Here is a 16,041-nt window from a genome sequence, read left to right on the forward strand (position 1 = left end):
AGCCAGCTTGAATTCGCACACGCGGCTTACGCTGCGCGCACGGGGGTAAAACACGTTAAAGACTTAGGCAGCCGGTTGAGCTGCAGCCTTTTGCGCTTCCTTCACGAGGCGCTCGACAGCCGGCGACATTTGCGCGCCGTTTTCCTGCCAGTACGTCACGCGATCTTGAGCGATACGCAGCGTTTCACCCTTGGTAGCGACCGGGTTGTAGAAGCCCACGCGCTCGATGAAACGGCCGTCGCGACGGTTACGCGAATCGGTTGCGACGATGTTGTAGAACGGGCGCTTCTTCGAGCCGCCGCGTGCCAGACGGATGATAACCATACTAGAATCCTTGAAAACCGGGGGTTCGGGACTACTGAAACATGCGATTATAGCCCGAAACCAATGGCATAACAAACACTTAACTGAAAACCGCGCAGCTCAACCAGAAAGGCCGCATGCAAGCGGCAAGGAAGGCGACGATGCAAGGCGATCGAACCCCGGCTGCGAAGCGCGCGGCGAGCGCGTGCATGACGGCGGCGCAGCGGCTTCTGACGGGCGCCCTGGCTATTTTGAACCACGGCCATGGACGGCGTTTCATGCGACGCGCCGATGCGCCCCCTTATCGTGGACGCTGTGGCGTGTACGCATCGCCCGCGACGCGTGAGCGCGAGGGGAGGCGTAGTTTACGCGATGTGAGCGCGGCAATCCCGCTTCTCCTTCTTTTGTGCGCACCGCTCGCTCAGGCGGCGGCGCCCATCGAGCGCATCAAGCTGCCGCCCGGCTTCCATATTGAAGTGCTCAGCGACGACGTGCCCGCCGCGCGCGAATTGGCGCTCTCGCCCAAGGGCATTCTCTACGTGGGCAGCATGGAAGGCCGCGTCTACGCGCTCGAACTGCGCGACGGCAAGCTCGTGAAGCGTCACGTGGTCGCAAGCGGCCTGAACATGCCGGTGGGCGTCGCCTGGCGCGACGGCGCGCTCTATATCTCCGCCGTCTCGTCGATCGTGCGGCTCGACGCCATCGACAGTCGCCTGGACAATCCGCCCAAACCGGTCGTCGTTACGGATCAATTGCCCGGCGAGCGCCACCACGGCTGGAAATTCATCGCCTTCGGCCCCGACGGCAAGCTCTATGTGCCGCAAGGTGCGCCCTGCAACGTCTGCCTGCCCGCGAGCGATCCGCAGCGCACGCGCTTCGCAATGATCGGCCGCATGGACCCCGACGGCTCGCACTATGAAACCATTGCGCGCGGCGTGCGCAACACCGTGGGCTTCGCCTGGCATCCGCAGACACACGAACTGTGGTTCACGGACAACGGCCGCGACATGCTCGGCGACGATATCCCCGACGACAAGCTCAATCGCCTCGCGCACGCGGGCGAGGATTTCGGCTTTCCCTATTGTCACGGCGGCGATGTGAGCGATCCCGAATACGGCAAGGATCATCCGTGCAGCGGCTTCACGCCGCCGGCGGCGAAGCTGGGCGCGCACGTCCCGGCGCTCGGCATGCGCTTCTATACCGGTGCGATGTTCCCGGCCGCCTACCGCAACAGCATCTTCATCGCCGAGCACGGGTCGTGGAACCGCAGCCGCAAGGTGGGCTACCGCGTTGTGCGCGTCACGGCAGATGCCAACGGTGCGAATGCGCATCAGGACGTGTTCGCCCAGGGCTGGCTCAATCCCGACGATACGCAATGGGGCCGCCCCGCCGACGTGTTGCCCTTGCCCGACGGATCGCTCCTGATCAGCGACGACTATGCGGGCGCGATCTATCGCGTGACCTACACGCAGCCCTGAGCGCGGCGACGACAATGGCTTTACCGGACATAAGGCGCGGCACCTGCTGATGCGCGGGCACGGCACGTACAATGGCCCGCGGGCCGAGACAGCCCGCTTGCCGTTCCATGCCTGGCCCGACAACCCCGCCCGCCCATGTCCAATCAGAACAAACCTGCACGCTTTCGAAACAAGACGCTTACCGCCGCCCTCGCTTTTTTGCTGGGCAGTCTCGGCGCTCATCGCTTCTATCTGTATGGTCCGCGCGACGTATGGGGCTGGGCGCACATCGCCGGGACGCTGCTGGGCATTCCGGGCGTGATGCTGCTGCTCGCCACCGAACGCGCTTCGATCGTCGGCTGGGTGCTGGCCGTGATCGGCGCGATCTCGGTGCTCAGCGCGTTCCTGGCCGCGATCGTCTATGGCCTGCGCCCGGACGACAAATGGGACGCGCAGTTCAACGCCGCCTTCGCGGGCACGCGCGTGAGCGGCTCGGGCTGGACCGTGATCTTCGTGGTGATCTTTTCGCTGCTGATCGGCGCATTCCTGCTGATGACGGGACTCGCGCTGTCGCTCCAGACGTATTTCGAATCGCAGGTGGAAGCGGCCAAGGCGCTCTCGCAATAAGCGCGTGCGCCGGCGCTAGAACAGATCGAGTTGCGGCTTCTCGCGCACGGTCTTATCGCGCACGAATTCCGACATATCCAGAATGCCGTGACGCCGCTCGTTCAACCCGAGCCGCTTCACGGCCTGATGAAAGCGCTGCTTGAGCAGGTCGGCCCAGAGGCCCGTGCCCTTCATGCGCTGTGAAAAATCCGACTCGTAGTCCTTGCCGCCGCGCATGTCGCGCACGCGGCTCATCACGCGCGCCGCACGCTGCGGAAAATGCGCCTCCAGCCAGCCCTGAAACAGTGGCGAGACCTCCCACGGCAGGCGCAGCACGATATAGCTCGCGCTGGTCGCACCGGCTTCGGCACAGGCTTCCAGCACGCGCTCCATGTCCGGCTCGGTGACGAAGGGAATCACCGGCGCGATACTCACGCCCACTGGAATGCCGGCCTGCGCGAGCGTGCGAATGGTGCGCAGTCTGCGCGCAGGTGTAGCGGCGCGCGGCTCCAGCGTGCGGGCGACATCGGCGTCGAGCGTGGTGATGGTGATCGCCGCCATGAACTGCCGACGCTGCGCCATCGGCGCGAGCAGATCGATATCGCGCTCGATCAGCGATGATTTGGTAATGGCCGCGAACGGGTGCTGGCGCTGCGCCAGCACCTCGATCACGCGACGCGTGAGACGCAGATCGCGCTCGATGGGCTGCCAGGCGTCCGTGTTCACGCCCAGCGCAATGGGTTCCGGCTCGTACGACGGCTTCGAGATCTCGCGCGCGAGCAGTTCGGGCGCGTTAATCTTGGCGTAAAGACGGCTCTCGAAATCGAGCCCCGGCGACAGCCCGAGATAGCTGTGCGTGGGCCGCGCGAAACAGTAGATGCAACCGTGCTCGCACCCGCGATACGGATTGAGCGACACGTTGAAGGGAATATCGGGCGACTGGTTGCGCGTGAGAATGCTTTTCGCGCGCTCCTCGAATACCTGGGTGCGCAATACCTCGGCGCCGTGGCCTTCTTCATGCGGGTCGGCGCCCTCTTCGGGGTGTGTCTGCTGCCAGCCGTCGTCATAGGTTTCGCGCTGATCGACCTCGTAGCGCCCCTGCAGGTTCGTGACCGCGCCGCGCCCCTTGCGCGGTGCGGGCGGGGCGACGGGATACCAGTTTTCAGCGTCGGGATCAGGCTCGCGCCGGGTTTCAGGGTCGTTCACGGCTCAATGCAAAAAAGCGTCTCGGTACTGTACAAATATACAGTATCGAGACGCTTTGTCGAGCGCGAAAAACGGGGCCGAAATTCCTCGATGCCGCCCCGTGCCGTCCGCTTACTCGCCGACAGCAATCGTCAGCGATTCCTTGATCTCTTCCATCACCACATAGCTCTTCGACTGCACCGCGCCCGGCAGTTGCAGCAGGATGTCGCCGAGCAGCTTGCGGTAGTCCGCCATCTCGCCGATGCGCGCCTTGATCAGATAGTCGAAATCGCCCGACACCAGATGGCATTCGAGCACCTCGGGGATCTTCTGCACTTCGCGGCGGAACTGATCGAACATGTTGCCGCTCTTGTGATCGAGCGTGATCTCCACGAACACCAGCAGCGCCGCGCCCAGCACATTGGGATTGACGCGCGCGTAGTAGCCCGTGATGACGCCGTCGCGCTCCATGCGCTTGACGCGTTCGATGCAGGGCGTCACCGACAGCCCCACCTGCTCCGCGAGGTCTTTCATGGCCATGCGGCCGTCCTGCTGAAGCAGCTTCAGGATGCGGTGATCGAGCCGGTCGAGCGCACGGACCGGCTGACGCTGCGTTCTCATGTTTTTTTCCTGAAAATCTGAAAAATACAATAACAAAATCTGGACGTAGAACAATAGCATAGGCGATATCACTGGCTACATCCGATTTTTCATGCCTTGTGCGCTGCACACGCCCCAGACAGGCGTTGCGATCTGACAAAGCGCGGCAAAGCGGCGTAGCCCCAAACAAACTAACTGGTGGAGCAGCTATGCGAGTCGTCGTGTTGGGCAGTGGTGTGGTCGGGGTGGCCAGCGCCTGGTATCTTGCCCGCGCGGGCCATGAAGTGACCGTGATCGACCGCGAGGCCGGCCCGGCGCTGGAAACGAGCTTTGCGAACGCCGGCCAGATCTCGCCGGGCTACGCTGCGCCGTGGGCCGCGCCGGGTGTGCCGCTCAAGGCCATCAAGTGGATGTTCGAAAAGCACGCGCCGCTCGCGATCCGCCTCGACGGCACCAGGTTCCAGCTGCAGTGGATGTGGCAGATGCTGCAAAACTGCACGCCGGAGCGCTACGCGCTCAACAAGGGCCGCATGGTGCGTCTCGCCGAGTACAGCCGCGACTGCCTGCAAGCCCTGCGCGCCGACACCGGCATTCACTACGAAGGCCGCACCGGCGGTACGCTGCAGGTGTTCCGCACCCAGCAGCAATTCGACGGCGCGCAGAAGGACATCGCCGTGCTCAAGGACGCCAACGTCCCATACGAACTGCTGAGCGCCGCCGAACTGCATCGCGCCGAACCGGCGCTCGCCGCCGTCTCGCACAAGCTCACGGGCGGCCTGCGTCTGCCCGGCGACGAAACCGGCGACTGCCAACTGTTCACCACGCGCCTCGCCGCCATGGCGGCTGAACTGGGCGTCAAGTTCCGCTACAACACGCCGATCGACGGCCTCGTCGTGCAAGGCGATCGCATCAATGGCGTGCAGTGCGGCAACGAAGTCGTGCGCGCGGATTCCTATGTGGTCGCGCTCGGCTCGTACTCGACGAAGATGCTCGCGGGCCTCGTGAAGATTCCGGTCTATCCGCTCAAGGGCTATTCGATCACCGCGCCGATCGTCAATACGGGCGCAGCGCCGGTTTCGACGGTGCTCGACGAAACCTACAAGATCGCGATCACGCGTTTCGACGACCGCATCCGCGTGGGCGGCATGGCGGAAATCGTCGGCTTCGACAAGACGCTCAAGCAGGCGCGCCGCGAAACGCTGGAAATGTGCGTCAATGACCTGTTCCCGGGCGGCGGCGACACAACCAAGGCCACCTTCTGGACCGGCCTGCGCCCGATGACGCCGGACGGCACGCCGGTGGTGGGCCGCACGCCGTTCTCGAACCTGTTCCTGAACACGGGCCACGGCACGCTGGGTTGGACCATGTCGTGCGGCTCGGGCCAGTTGCTTGCCGATCTCATCTCGGGCAAGAAGCCCGCGATCAAGGCCGACGATCTCTCGGTCCATCGCTATCTCGGCGAACTCAAGGGCGAGCATCGTCCGGCTTACGCGTAAGCCTTCGCGCTCACAGAAAAAACGGCGGCTCTTTTTTAGGGCCGCCGTTTTGCGTTTTGCGCCGCCAAATCTGCTCAGAACTGATCTTCCGCCAGTGCGAGCATGCCTTGCGTGCCATTCGCACTGACCATCGACGCCTCCAGCGCCACCGCCTGCGGCAAGACATGTTCGGCGTAGCACTGCGCCATTGCGATCTTCGCGCCGTGGAACTTCGGATCGTCCTGCATGAGCCGCGCCGAGGCCAGCATCGCGCGCGCCATTTGCCAGCCGCCCAGCACAATGCCCGCGAGCTTCAGATAAGGCACGCTGCCCGCGAACACGGCGTTCGGATCGCGCTTCGCATTGGCAAGCACGAAGTCCACCGTCGAGCCCAAAGCCTGCTGGCCGAGCGCCAGATGATTCGCCATCGACTTGAACGCCGCGCCTTCCTGCGCGACCAGTTCCGTGACCGTCCGGCCAATTTCATCGATCAAGGCCTTCACCACCGCCCCGCCGTCTCGTAGCGTCTTGCGGCCGATCAGATCGTTGGCCTGGATCGCCGTGGTGCCTTCGTAGATCGCGAGAATGCGCGCATCGCGATAAAACTGCGCCGCGCCGGTCTCCTCGATAAAGCCCATGCCGCCGTGCACCTGCACGCCCATGCTGGTCACCTCGTTGGCCAGTTCCGTGCTCCAGCCCTTCACGATCGGCACGAGAAATTCGTAGCGCGCCTGATGCAGCGCGCGCCGCGCCTCGTCGGGATCGCGATGGGCGCGATCGCTCTCCCCGGCCGCCACATAGGCCAGCGCGCGGGCGGCCTCGGTAAGTGCGCGCATGGTCGCAAGCATGCGGCGCACGTCGGGGTGATGAATGATCGTCACGGCCGCCTTCGACGAGCCGTCCACAGGCCGGCTCTGGACGCGCTCCTTCGCATAGGCCAGCGCCTTCTGGTACGCACGCGCGGACACCGCCACGCCCTGCATGCCCACCGCAAAACGCGCGGCGTTCATCATGATGAACATGTACTCCAGGCCGCGATTTTCCTCGCCGATCAATTCGCCGATCGCGCCGCCGTGGTCGCCGTACTGCAGCACCGCCGTCGGGCTCGCCTTGATGCCGAGCTTGTGTTCGATCGACACGCATTGGACGTCGTTGCGCGCGCCGGGCGAGCCGTCGGCGTTGATGAGGAACTTCGGCACGATGAAGAGCGAAATGCCCTTCACCCCTTCGGGCGCATCGGGCGTGCGCGCCAGCACGAGATGGACGATGTTCTCCGCCATGTCGTGCTCGCCCCAGGTGATGAAAATCTTGGTGCCGAACAACTTGTAGGTGCCGTCGGGCTGCGGCTCGGCGCGCGTGCGCACAGCCGCGAGATCGGAGCCGGCCTGCGGCTCGGTGAGGTTCATCGTGCCGGTCCATTGGCCCGCGATCAGCTTCGGCACGAAGCGCTGCTTCTGCTCTTCGGTGCCTGCGGTAAGCAGCGCCTCGATTGCGCCGTCGGTCAGCAGCGGACATAGCGCGAAAGATAGATTGGCCGCATTGAGCATCTCCACGCAAGGCGTGCCGACGAGCTTGGGCAGCCCCTGTCCTTCGTATTCCTGAGGATGCTGCACGCCCTGCCATCCACCCGCGACATACTGGCCAAACGCCTGCGCGAAACCGGGTGTCACGTGTACCGCGCCATTGTCCCAGCGACTGGGGTTGCGGTCGCCTTCGGCGTTCAGCGGCGCGAGCACTTCGCCGCAGAATTTCGCAGCCTCTTGCAGCACGGCTTCGACGGTCTCGGGCGTGGCGTCCTCGCCGCCGGGGAGCGCGGCAATCTCGTCGAGTCCCGCGAGCTGCTGCATCACGAACAGCATGTCCTTGATCGGTGCGTCGTACATGTCAGTCCTCCCAGTCTCCGCTTACCGGAAATATCGGAAAACAAAAAGGGGCGCTCGAAGCGCCCCTTTTTCCGCGTCAGACGTCATGTGCGAGCCATGCGTCTGTTGTTCTGTTCCCGCTTATATTCTCACTTAGCCGAGCTCTTTGACGAGCTCCGGCACCACCGTGAACAGATCGCCGACGAGGCCGTAATCGGCCACGCTGAAGATCGGCGCTTCCTCGTCCTTGTTGATCGCGACGATGACCTTCGAGTCCTTCATGCCGGCCAGATGCTGGATCGCACCCGAGATGCCGACTGCAACGTACAGTTGCGGCGCGACGATCTTGCCGGTTTGACCGACTTGATAATCGTTCGGCACGTAGCCCGCGTCCACTGCCGCACGCGATGCGCCCAGCGCGGCGTTGAGCTTGTCAGCCAGCGGTTCGAGCACTTGCGTATAGTTCTCGCCACTGCCCAGACCACGGCCGCCCGACACGATGATCTTCGCGCTGGTCAGTTCCGGGCGGTCGAGCTTCGTGACTTCGCGGCCGACGAACGCGGTCTTGCCGTTGTCGGCTGCGGCTTCGAGCTTTTCGACCGCTGCGCTGCCGCCTTCGGCTGCAACTGCGTCGAATGCCGTCGTGCGAACCGTGATGACCTTGACCGGGTCCGCCGATTGAACCGTCGCAATCGCGTTGCCCGCGTAGATTGGCCGCTCGAACGTGTCCGGCGAATCGACTGCCGTGATGTCGCTGATCTGCGCGACATCCAGCTTCGCAGCAATACGCGGCGTCACGTTCTTACCCGCTGCCGTTGCCGGCGCGAGGATGTGCGAGTAGTTCTTCGCAATAGAAAGCACGGTCGCTTCGACGTTCTCCGCCAGACCTTGCGCGAGTTGCGGCGCGTCGGCCAGCAGGACCTTCGAAACGCCCGCGATCTTCGCTGCTGCATCGGCAGCCGCCTGAGCGTTGTGGCCCGCGACCAGCACGTGCACGTCGCCGCCAATCTTCTGTGCCGCAGCAACCGTGTTCAGCGTCGCAGCCTTGATCGACTGATTGTCGTGTTCAGCGATTACCAGATTCACAAGATTCGTCATTTTCTTCTCGCTCCCTTACAGCACCTTGGCTTCGGTCTTCAGCTTCTCGACCAGCGTCTTCACGTCCGCGACCTTCACGCCGGCGGTTCGCTTCGGCGGCTCGGCAACCTTCAGGGTCTTCAGACGCGGCGTGACGTCCACACCAAGGTCTTCCGGCTTGATCGTTTCCAGCGGCTTCTTCTTCGCCTTCATGATGTTCGGCAGCGTGACGTAGCGCGGTTCGTTCAGGCGCAGGTCCGTCGTGACCACTGCGGGCAGCGTCAGCGAAAGCGTTTCCGCGCCGCCATCGACTTCACGCGCAACCGTAGCCTTGCCGTCTGCCACCGTGATCTTCGAAGCGAAAGTTGCCTGCGGCAGATCCGCCAGCGCGGCGAGCATCTGGCCGGTCTGGTTCGAATCGTCGTCAATCGCCTGCTTGCCGAGGATGACGAGCTGCGGCTGTTCCTTGTCGACCAGCGCCTTGAGCAGCTTGGCCACCGCCAGCGGCTGCAGGTCTTCGTTCGACTCGATCAGGATCGCGCGGTCCGCACCAATCGCCAGCGCCGTGCGCAGCGTTTCCTGCGCCTGGGCCACACCTGCGGAAACTGCGATGACTTCCGTCGCCACACCCGCTTCCTTCAGACGCACCGCCTCTTCCACGGCGATTTCGTCGAACGGGTTCATCGACATTTTCACGTTCGCGATGTCGACGCCCGTGCCGTCCGACTTCACACGAACCTTAACGTTGTAATCGACTACGCGCTTGACTGGCACAAGGACTTTCATTCACATGCTCCGAAGTTACGAATACGTCAACCTGGCGGACATTATAGCGATAGCGTTCCCGCACGCATGCGCCGCCAGCATTTTTCCCGCACGACCCGCTATGTCGCAGCCGCCCCCATTTTGAGGGCCCGGCTGCCATGTTCGCCGATAGCGAACGGTCGTGCGATTTTATGTCGGAAAAAACCCGGGCTCAAGCCCGGGCTCCGACTGAATTCTCTATCTAATTCGTCGAGATCAGCACCCGCCGACCCTGATCACCAGGAGGCGATCACTGCCCCGCCGAACTTCTGCTCGATGTACTGCTTGACCTCCGGCGAACGGTACGCCGCCACCAGCTTGGCCGCCCAGGGCTTGTTGCGGTCTTCGGCACGGATCGCGAGGATATTCACGTACGGCCCGTGCGGATCTTCGATCGCAATCGCGTCGGCCTGCGGCTTCAGGCCCGCCTGCATCGCGAAGTTCGTGTTGATCGCGGCGGCGTCCACGTCGTCGAGCGAACGCGGAATCTGCGCCGCGTCCAGTTCGACGATCTTCAGCTTCCTGGGGTTATCGACGATGTCGATCGGCGTGGCCTTCAGACCCGCGTCGGCGCGCAACTTGATCAGCCCCTGCGTCTGCAGGAGCAGCAAGGCGCGTCCGCCGTTGGTCGGATCATTGGGCACCGCAATCCGCGCGCCTGGCTTGAGATCGGCAAGCGTCTTGATCTTCTTCGAATAGATGCCCATAGGGAACGTGACCGTGTCCGCGAGCTTGATGATCTTATAGCCACGGTCCTTCACCTGCGCATCCAGATACGGCTCGTGCTGGTAGCTGTTGGCGTCCAGATCGCCGCCCGCGAGCGCCGCGTTCGGCTGCACGTAGTCCGAGAACTCGACGATCTTGATGTCGAGGCCGTTCTTCGCCGCGACGCGCTTCACCACTTCCATCACCTGCTCGTGCGGGCCGCCCGTCACGCCCACCTTGATGGTTTCGCCCGCGTACGCAAGCGAAACGCCCAGAGGCGCGGCGAGTGCGACCGCGCCAAGCGCCGCCGCCATCTTCATCACAAACCGACGTTGCATAGCCAAACCCTTGTCTCTGTCGTTATCTATTTATATCGAAAAAACCGCCTGGCCGGCCTCGTCGCTTTGGACGAGTCAGTACGGCTTATTTGTGGCTCAGGCGCCGCACCAGCCAGTCGCCGAACGACTGCACGATCTGCACGAACACGATCAGCACCACCACCACCAGCAGCATCACTTCCGGCTCGAAACGCTGATAGCCGTAGCGGATGCCCAGATCGCCCAGACCGCCGCCGCCGATCGCGCCGGCCATCGCCGAATAGCCAACCAGCGAGATGAAGGTGATGGTCAGCCCCGCTACCACGCCGGGCAGCGACTCGGGCAGCAGCACCTTGAAGACGATCTGGCTGGTGCTCGCGCCCATCGACTGCGCGGCTTCGATCAGACCGCGATCGACTTCGCGCAGCGCCGTTTCCACCAGACGCGCGATGAACGGCGCGGCGGAAATCGTCAGCGGCACAATCGCGGCCGCCGTGCCGATCGACGAACCCACGATGATGCGCGTAAACGGAATCACTGCTACCAGCAGGATGATGAACGGCGTCGAGCGCACGGCGTTGACGACCACGCCCATCGCGCGATTGACGGCCACGTTCTGCAGCACGCCGTTGCGGTCCGTCAGATAGAGCAGCACGCCCAGCGGCAGACCCACGGCGGCGCCGACCAGCCCGGAAATGCCCACCATGATGAGCGTCTCCCAGAACGACTGGACGAACATATCGAACATTTCACTCCACATGGGACAGCTCCTCTACCACCACACCCTGCTCGCGCAGCCACGCCATGGCCTGCGCCACCTTCACCGCATCGCCGCCCGCGAGCACCGCGAGCGAACCGAACGCCTGCCCCTGGATCTCGTCGATCTGGCCGTGCAGAATGTTGAAGTCGAGTTCGAAGCGGCGGATCGTTTCCGACAGCACCGGCTGATCGACGCCCGAGCCCTTGAACGCCAGGCGCAGCAAGTGCGCGTTGCCCTTGGCGAGACGCTCGACCACGCGGGCCTTGAGCGTGGGCGGCAATTCCTGGGCGATCACGTCGCCGAGCAGCGCGCGCGTGACTTCGTGATGCGGCTGCAGGAACACGTCGAGCACCGGACCGGTTTCGACGACACGGCCCGCGTCCAGCACGGCCACGCGGTCGCAGACCTGTTTGATCACTTCCATCTGGTGCGTGATCATCACGATGGTCAGGTTCAGCTCGCGATTGATCTTGCGCAGCAGATCGAGAATTGCACGCGTGGTTTCCGGATCGAGCGCGGACGTCGCTTCGTCGGACAGCAGCACCTTCGGCTTGCTCGCAAGCGCCCGCGCGATACCCACGCGCTGCTTCTGGCCGCCGCTGATCTGCGACGGATAGCGGTCCTTCTGCGCCGTCAGTCCCACCAGTTCGAGCAGCGGCAGCACCGCTTCGTCGATCTGGGCGCGCTTCATGCCCGCGAGTTCGAGCGGCAGCGCCACGTTTTCGTACACCGTGCGCGACGACAGCAGGTTGAAGTGCTGGAAGATCATGCCGATTTCACGGCGCGCTTCGCGCAGATCGCCGCTGGAGAGCGACGTGAGCGTGCGGCCGTTGACGACGATGTCGCCTTCGGTGGGTCGCGTAAGCAGATTGAGGGTTCGCACGAGCGTGCTCTTGCCCGCGCCGCTGCGGCCGATGATGCCGAACACCTCGCCCTGCGGAATCGTCAGATTGACGTTGTGCAGCGCCTCGACCTGGCCGCCGTTCGGGCCGGCAAAACGCTGGAACACATTTCGAATTTCGATCATGAATAAAACGAAACGGCGGGGTGTGCCGCGCGCCGCTGGAATCTTGCAACGATCTTTCAACCGCACAAGCCGCGTCGCACCGGCAGACTGCCGCCGTTTGCTGGACTGGAATCAGCTCGCGATTTTACCCTGGCCGACAAAATTCCTTTTAATAATCAATTCCGATATTTTCATAACCTGTGATCATTAGAGGAATCGTGCGGGGAAAAGCGGATGTCGACTCGCCCAATCAGCGCTACCCTGCCCGACAGCCCGAAACCGATAACCACACATGCAGGGAAACGAGGCGCACATGGAGACAAGCCAGTCGAATGCCGTTGCAGACGCGACTCAGAGCGGATATGGCGCAGCCGAGACCGTCACGCTGCGCGCCCGCGACGGCACGCAGTTGCCGCTCTACGTCTGGCGCGCACACGCCGCACCGGCGCGCGCGGCCATCGCCCTGATTCATGGACTCGCCGAACACGCGGGCCGCTATACGGCGCTGGCGGCGCGGCTGAACGCCGCAGGCATCGACGTGTATGCGATCGACCTGCGCGGTCACGGACGCGCGAGCGGACGGCGCGCCACCGTCAAGCGCTTCGACGACTATCTCGACGACGCCGAAGCGCTCATTGCCCACGCCGCCGCGCAAAGCGCGAAGCGCCACACGCCGCTCTTCCTGATGGGGCACAGCATGGGCGGCGCGATTGCCGCGCTTTACGCGATCGAGCGCGCGCCGCGCGCGGGCGTGAAGTTCGCCGGCCTGCTGCTGTCGAGCGCCGCGCTCGCGCCCGGCCGCGACGTGCCACAGTGGATGATCTCCGCGAGCCGCGTGATGAGCGCGATCTGGCCGCGCTTCCCGGCGATGAAGATCGACGCCGCGCTGCTCGCGCGCGACGCCGCCGTGGTAGAGGCCAATCGCGCCGATCCGCTCGTCCATCATGGCGCGATTCCCGCCCGCACCGGCGCAGAGTTGCTCGAAGCAATGAAGCGCATCGAAGCGGGCCGCGCGCAACTGCGTCTGCCCGTGCTGGTCTGGCACGGCACCGAAGACAAACTCACGGAGCCCGAAGGCAGCCGCGCATTCGGAGAACAGGTGGGCTCGCCCGACCGCACGCTCACGCTCTACGAAGGCAGCTTCCACGAAACGCTCAACGATCTGGACCGAGAGCGTGTGATCGCTGCAATGCTCGACTGGATCGACAAACGAAGCTAAGCGCGCATCTGCGCGCGCCGGCTCAGATCCCCGCCATCGCGCGCAGATGCGCCACCACGCTGCGCCCGAGCGCCGAGAGGTTATAGCCGCCTTCGAGACAGCTGACGATGCGCCCCCTGGCGTAACGCCTGGCGATATCGACGATCTGCCCGGTGATCCACGCGTAATCGTCTTCGACGAGGCCCATATTGCCGAGATCGTCCTCGCGGTGCGCATCGAACCCAGCCGACACGAACACCATCTCCGGCTTGAACTCGTGCAAACGCGGCAGCCACAGAATGTCGATCGCCTCGCGCACTTCCATGCCTTTGGTGCGCGCCGCCAGCGGCACGTTGACCATGTTCGGCGCCTGATTGTCCGCGCCCGAGAATGGGTAAAACGGATGCTGGAAGATGCTGCACATGAGCACGCGCGAATCGCCCGCGAAGGCAGCTTCGGTGCCGTTGCCGTGATGCACGTCGAAGTCGATGACGGCCACGCGCGACAAACCATGCACGTCGAGCGCATGACGCGCCGCGACGGCAACGTTGTTGAAGAAGCAGAAACCCATCGCGCGCGCGGGCTCGGCGTGGTGACCTGGCGGGCGCACGCTGCAGAACGCGTTTTCGTAGCGGCCCGCGATCACGGCGTCGGTAGCGGCAACGGCCGCGCCCGCCGCGCGCAAAGCGGCCTGCCAGGTGTGCGGATTCATGGAGGTATCGGGATCGATGGCGGCGTAGCCTTCCCGCGGCGCAAGCTGGCGCAGGTAATCGATATGCGCCTGGGTATGCACGCGTAACAGCGCGGCTTCGTTCGCGAGCGGCGCAGAGTCGTCGCGCTCGATCAGCGCGTCGATGCGGCTGGCGATAAGCTGGTCTTCGATGGCCTGCAGGCGCGCCGGGCATTCGGGATGCCATTCGCCCATTTCATGCAGCAGACAGTCGGGATGCGTGAAAAAACCGGTCGTCATGTGTCGTACTGGCCGCGCGACGCCGTGGTGCGCACGCGGGTCTCCATCAGGTTTTTCGTCGGGGTGCTGCGCGCAAGTCAACGCCAGTCGACAACAATGCGGCAACAGTCGCGCGGGCCGCGATCGAGCGCGGACCGGCATCACGTTACCACACGCCACCGGCAACGCTTGCGCCAGCAGGCGTGCGATGCGCGCCACGCCATGCGCGCAGGCCCATCCAGACCCGGTACGTGCGAAGTGCTCGGGTATACTGCCCCGGACCACTTCCTCCCGTTCAGAACCGCACGCCTCCCATGACGCACACGTCCGCGCAAAAGTCCGCCCTGTCTGTTTCCGGCCACCCGCGCATCTCGTCTTTTGCCCTCGCGCTCTGCACTGCAGCGGCGCTGTGGACCGGCACTGCCCTGGCACAAACGTCCGCGCCCGCCGCAAAGCGCAAGCCCGCGACGCTCGCCCAGGCGCAGCCGCAGTCGTCGCAGGCAAACTCGCAAGGCCAGACGTTCGAAGAGGAAATCGTTCCGCAGCGCTATGCGAATAATCCGAATGTCGATGCCTTCATCAACGACATGGTCGCGCGCTACGACTTCAACGCCGATGCGCTGCACGCCCTGTTCTCAAGCGCGAGCTATTCGGCCACGGCAGTGAAGCTGGTCACGCCCTCGCCTACGCCTGGCACGAAGAACTGGCGCGCGTATCAGGGGCGCTTTCTCGACACCGTGCGCATCAACGCGGGCGTGAAATTCTGGCGCGCGAACCAGGCGACGCTACAGCGCGCCGCCGAACAGTTCGGCGTGCCGCCCGAGGTGATCGTCGGCATCATCGGCGTGGAGACGATCTACGGTCGCTACATGGGCAACTTCCGCGTGCTCGACGCGCTCACCACGCTCGCATTCGATTATCCGGATACGCCCAATCGCACCGACCGCATGGCGACATTCCGCAAGAATCTCGAAGACTATCTGGTGTGGACGCGCGATTCGCAGATCGATCCGTCGTCGGTGCTGGGTTCGTACACGGGCGCCATCGGTATTCCGCAATTCCTGCCGAGCAGCATCGTGCAATACGCCGTCGATTACGAAGGCAATCACCATATCGACCTGCGCAACAGCACGGCCGATGCGATCGGCAGCGTCGCGAACTATCTGAAGCAGAACGGCTGGGAAACGGGCCGCCCGGTCGTGTGGAAGGTCGCGAGCGATCCGGGCAGCCAGGGCATCGCCCAGGCCGCCGCCGACGGCAAGCCGGACCCGCGCTGGCCGCTCGTGCAACTGCTGCGCTCGGGGCTCGCGCTCGATGAACCGAATGTGGACATCGCCGCCGAGGGCGGTACGCCCGTCACCGTAATCGACCTGCCGACGCCGGGGCGTGCGACCGAGTACATGCTGGGTCTGAAGAACTTCTATGTGCTCACGCGCTATAACCGCAGCTTCTTCTACGCGCTTTCGGTGTACCAGCTGGGCATGCGCGTGAAGGCGCAGATGCTCGCGGCGCAGTCGGGCGCTGGTGTTGGTGCTGGTGCAGGCAGCGACGCTGGCGGGGATGCGGATACGGACATGGGCGCGGGGCCGTCCAACGGTACGAACACGCTCACGCCGCAGCAATTGCAACAGCTGCAACAGCTGCGGCAGAACCGGCCCGCGCCGCAGCAAACACAACCACAGCCGCAATAACTCACGCCTGGTCGCACCATAAAAAACGGGCGGTCTGTCTCACAGG

General features: G+C 64.1%; 15 protein-coding genes. 5 read left to right on the top strand and 10 right to left on the bottom strand.

The annotated features are described in order from the left end of the window. Positions 1-63: 63 nt before the first annotated feature. Complete coding sequence (gene rpsP, locus F4827_RS00935; RefSeq protein WP_027817363.1) at positions 64-324, bottom strand: 30S ribosomal protein S16; 261 nt, start codon at positions 322-324, stop codon at positions 64-66. A gap of 257 nt (positions 325-581) precedes the next feature. On the opposite strand from rpsP, the gene F4827_RS00945 reads away from it, so the two are divergent. Next, on the top strand, positions 582-1,781 hold the full coding sequence (locus F4827_RS00945; protein WP_183720820.1) for a PQQ-dependent sugar dehydrogenase: 1,200 nt from the start codon (positions 582-584) through the stop codon (positions 1,779-1,781). Between the two features lie 135 nt (positions 1,782-1,916). Next, positions 1,917-2,387, top strand: a complete 471-nt coding sequence (locus F4827_RS00950) for an NINE protein (protein ID WP_183720817.1) — start codon at positions 1,917-1,919, stop codon at positions 2,385-2,387. 15 nt (positions 2,388-2,402) lie between these two features. Here the strand turns inward: F4827_RS00950 and F4827_RS00955 are convergent, their stop codons facing one another. Continuing rightward, complete coding sequence (locus tag F4827_RS00955; protein ID WP_183720814.1) at positions 2,403-3,572, bottom strand: PA0069 family radical SAM protein; 1,170 nt, start codon at positions 3,570-3,572, stop codon at positions 2,403-2,405. Positions 3,573-3,683: 111 nt separating this feature from the next. Further along, positions 3,684-4,172, bottom strand: a complete 489-nt coding sequence (locus F4827_RS00960; RefSeq protein WP_183720811.1) for an Lrp/AsnC ligand binding domain-containing protein — start codon at positions 4,170-4,172, stop codon at positions 3,684-3,686. Between the two features lie 98 nt (positions 4,173-4,270). Between F4827_RS00960 and F4827_RS00965 the strand changes: the two genes are divergently transcribed. Continuing rightward, positions 4,271-5,647, top strand: coding sequence for a D-amino acid dehydrogenase (locus tag F4827_RS00965; protein WP_311672054.1), 1,377 nt, complete (start codon positions 4,271-4,273; stop codon positions 5,645-5,647). A gap of 74 nt (positions 5,648-5,721) precedes the next feature. Here the strand turns inward: F4827_RS00965 and F4827_RS00970 are convergent, their stop codons facing one another. The 6 genes from F4827_RS00970 to F4827_RS00995 form a co-directional block, all read right to left on the bottom strand. Further along, entirely contained in the window at positions 5,722-7,509 is a 1,788-nt protein-coding gene (locus F4827_RS00970; protein WP_183720805.1) for an acyl-CoA dehydrogenase, read from the bottom strand. 132 nt (positions 7,510-7,641) lie between these two features. Beyond that, positions 7,642-8,586 carry an electron transfer flavoprotein subunit alpha/FixB family protein gene (locus tag F4827_RS00975; RefSeq protein WP_183720802.1) on the bottom strand — a complete coding sequence of 315 codons (945 nt, stop codon included), beginning with the start codon at positions 8,584-8,586 and terminating at the stop codon, positions 7,642-7,644. 15 nt (positions 8,587-8,601) lie between these two features. Next, a complete protein-coding gene (locus F4827_RS00980; protein ID WP_183720799.1) occupies positions 8,602-9,351 on the bottom strand; it encodes an electron transfer flavoprotein subunit beta/FixA family protein in 750 nt (249 codons plus the stop codon). A gap of 254 nt (positions 9,352-9,605) precedes the next feature. Further along, positions 9,606-10,412 carry a MetQ/NlpA family ABC transporter substrate-binding protein gene (locus F4827_RS00985; RefSeq protein ID WP_183720796.1) on the bottom strand — a complete coding sequence of 269 codons (807 nt, stop codon included), beginning with the start codon at positions 10,410-10,412 and terminating at the stop codon, positions 9,606-9,608. 85 nt (positions 10,413-10,497) lie between these two features. Then, on the bottom strand, positions 10,498-11,151 hold the full coding sequence (locus tag F4827_RS00990; protein ID WP_167069156.1) for a methionine ABC transporter permease: 654 nt from the start codon (positions 11,149-11,151) through the stop codon (positions 10,498-10,500). Next, entirely contained in the window at positions 11,141-12,178 is a 1,038-nt protein-coding gene (locus F4827_RS00995; RefSeq protein ID WP_183720793.1) for a methionine ABC transporter ATP-binding protein, read from the bottom strand. Before F4827_RS00995 ends, F4827_RS00990 begins: the two co-directional genes overlap by 11 nt. 292 nt (positions 12,179-12,470) lie before the next feature. Here F4827_RS00995 and F4827_RS01000 point away from each other — a divergent pair, with 292 nt between their 5' ends. Then, positions 12,471-13,376, top strand: a complete 906-nt coding sequence (locus tag F4827_RS01000) for an alpha/beta hydrolase (protein ID WP_183720790.1) — start codon at positions 12,471-12,473, stop codon at positions 13,374-13,376. A 22-nt stretch (positions 13,377-13,398) separates the two neighbouring features. Here the strand turns inward: F4827_RS01000 and F4827_RS01005 are convergent, their stop codons facing one another. Next, positions 13,399-14,325, bottom strand: coding sequence for a histone deacetylase family protein (locus tag F4827_RS01005; protein ID WP_183720786.1), 927 nt, complete (start codon positions 14,323-14,325; stop codon positions 13,399-13,401). A gap of 293 nt (positions 14,326-14,618) precedes the next feature. Here F4827_RS01005 and mltB point away from each other — a divergent pair, with 293 nt between their 5' ends. Continuing rightward, positions 14,619-15,995: a lytic murein transglycosylase B gene (gene mltB, locus F4827_RS01010; protein WP_183720783.1), complete on the top strand. Its 1,377-nt coding sequence runs from the start codon at positions 14,619-14,621 to the stop codon at positions 15,993-15,995. Positions 15,996-16,041 lie beyond the last annotated feature (46 nt).

The organism is Paraburkholderia bannensis (assembly GCF_014200455.1).
Lineage (GTDB): Bacteria > Pseudomonadota > Gammaproteobacteria > Burkholderiales > Burkholderiaceae > Paraburkholderia > Paraburkholderia bannensis_A.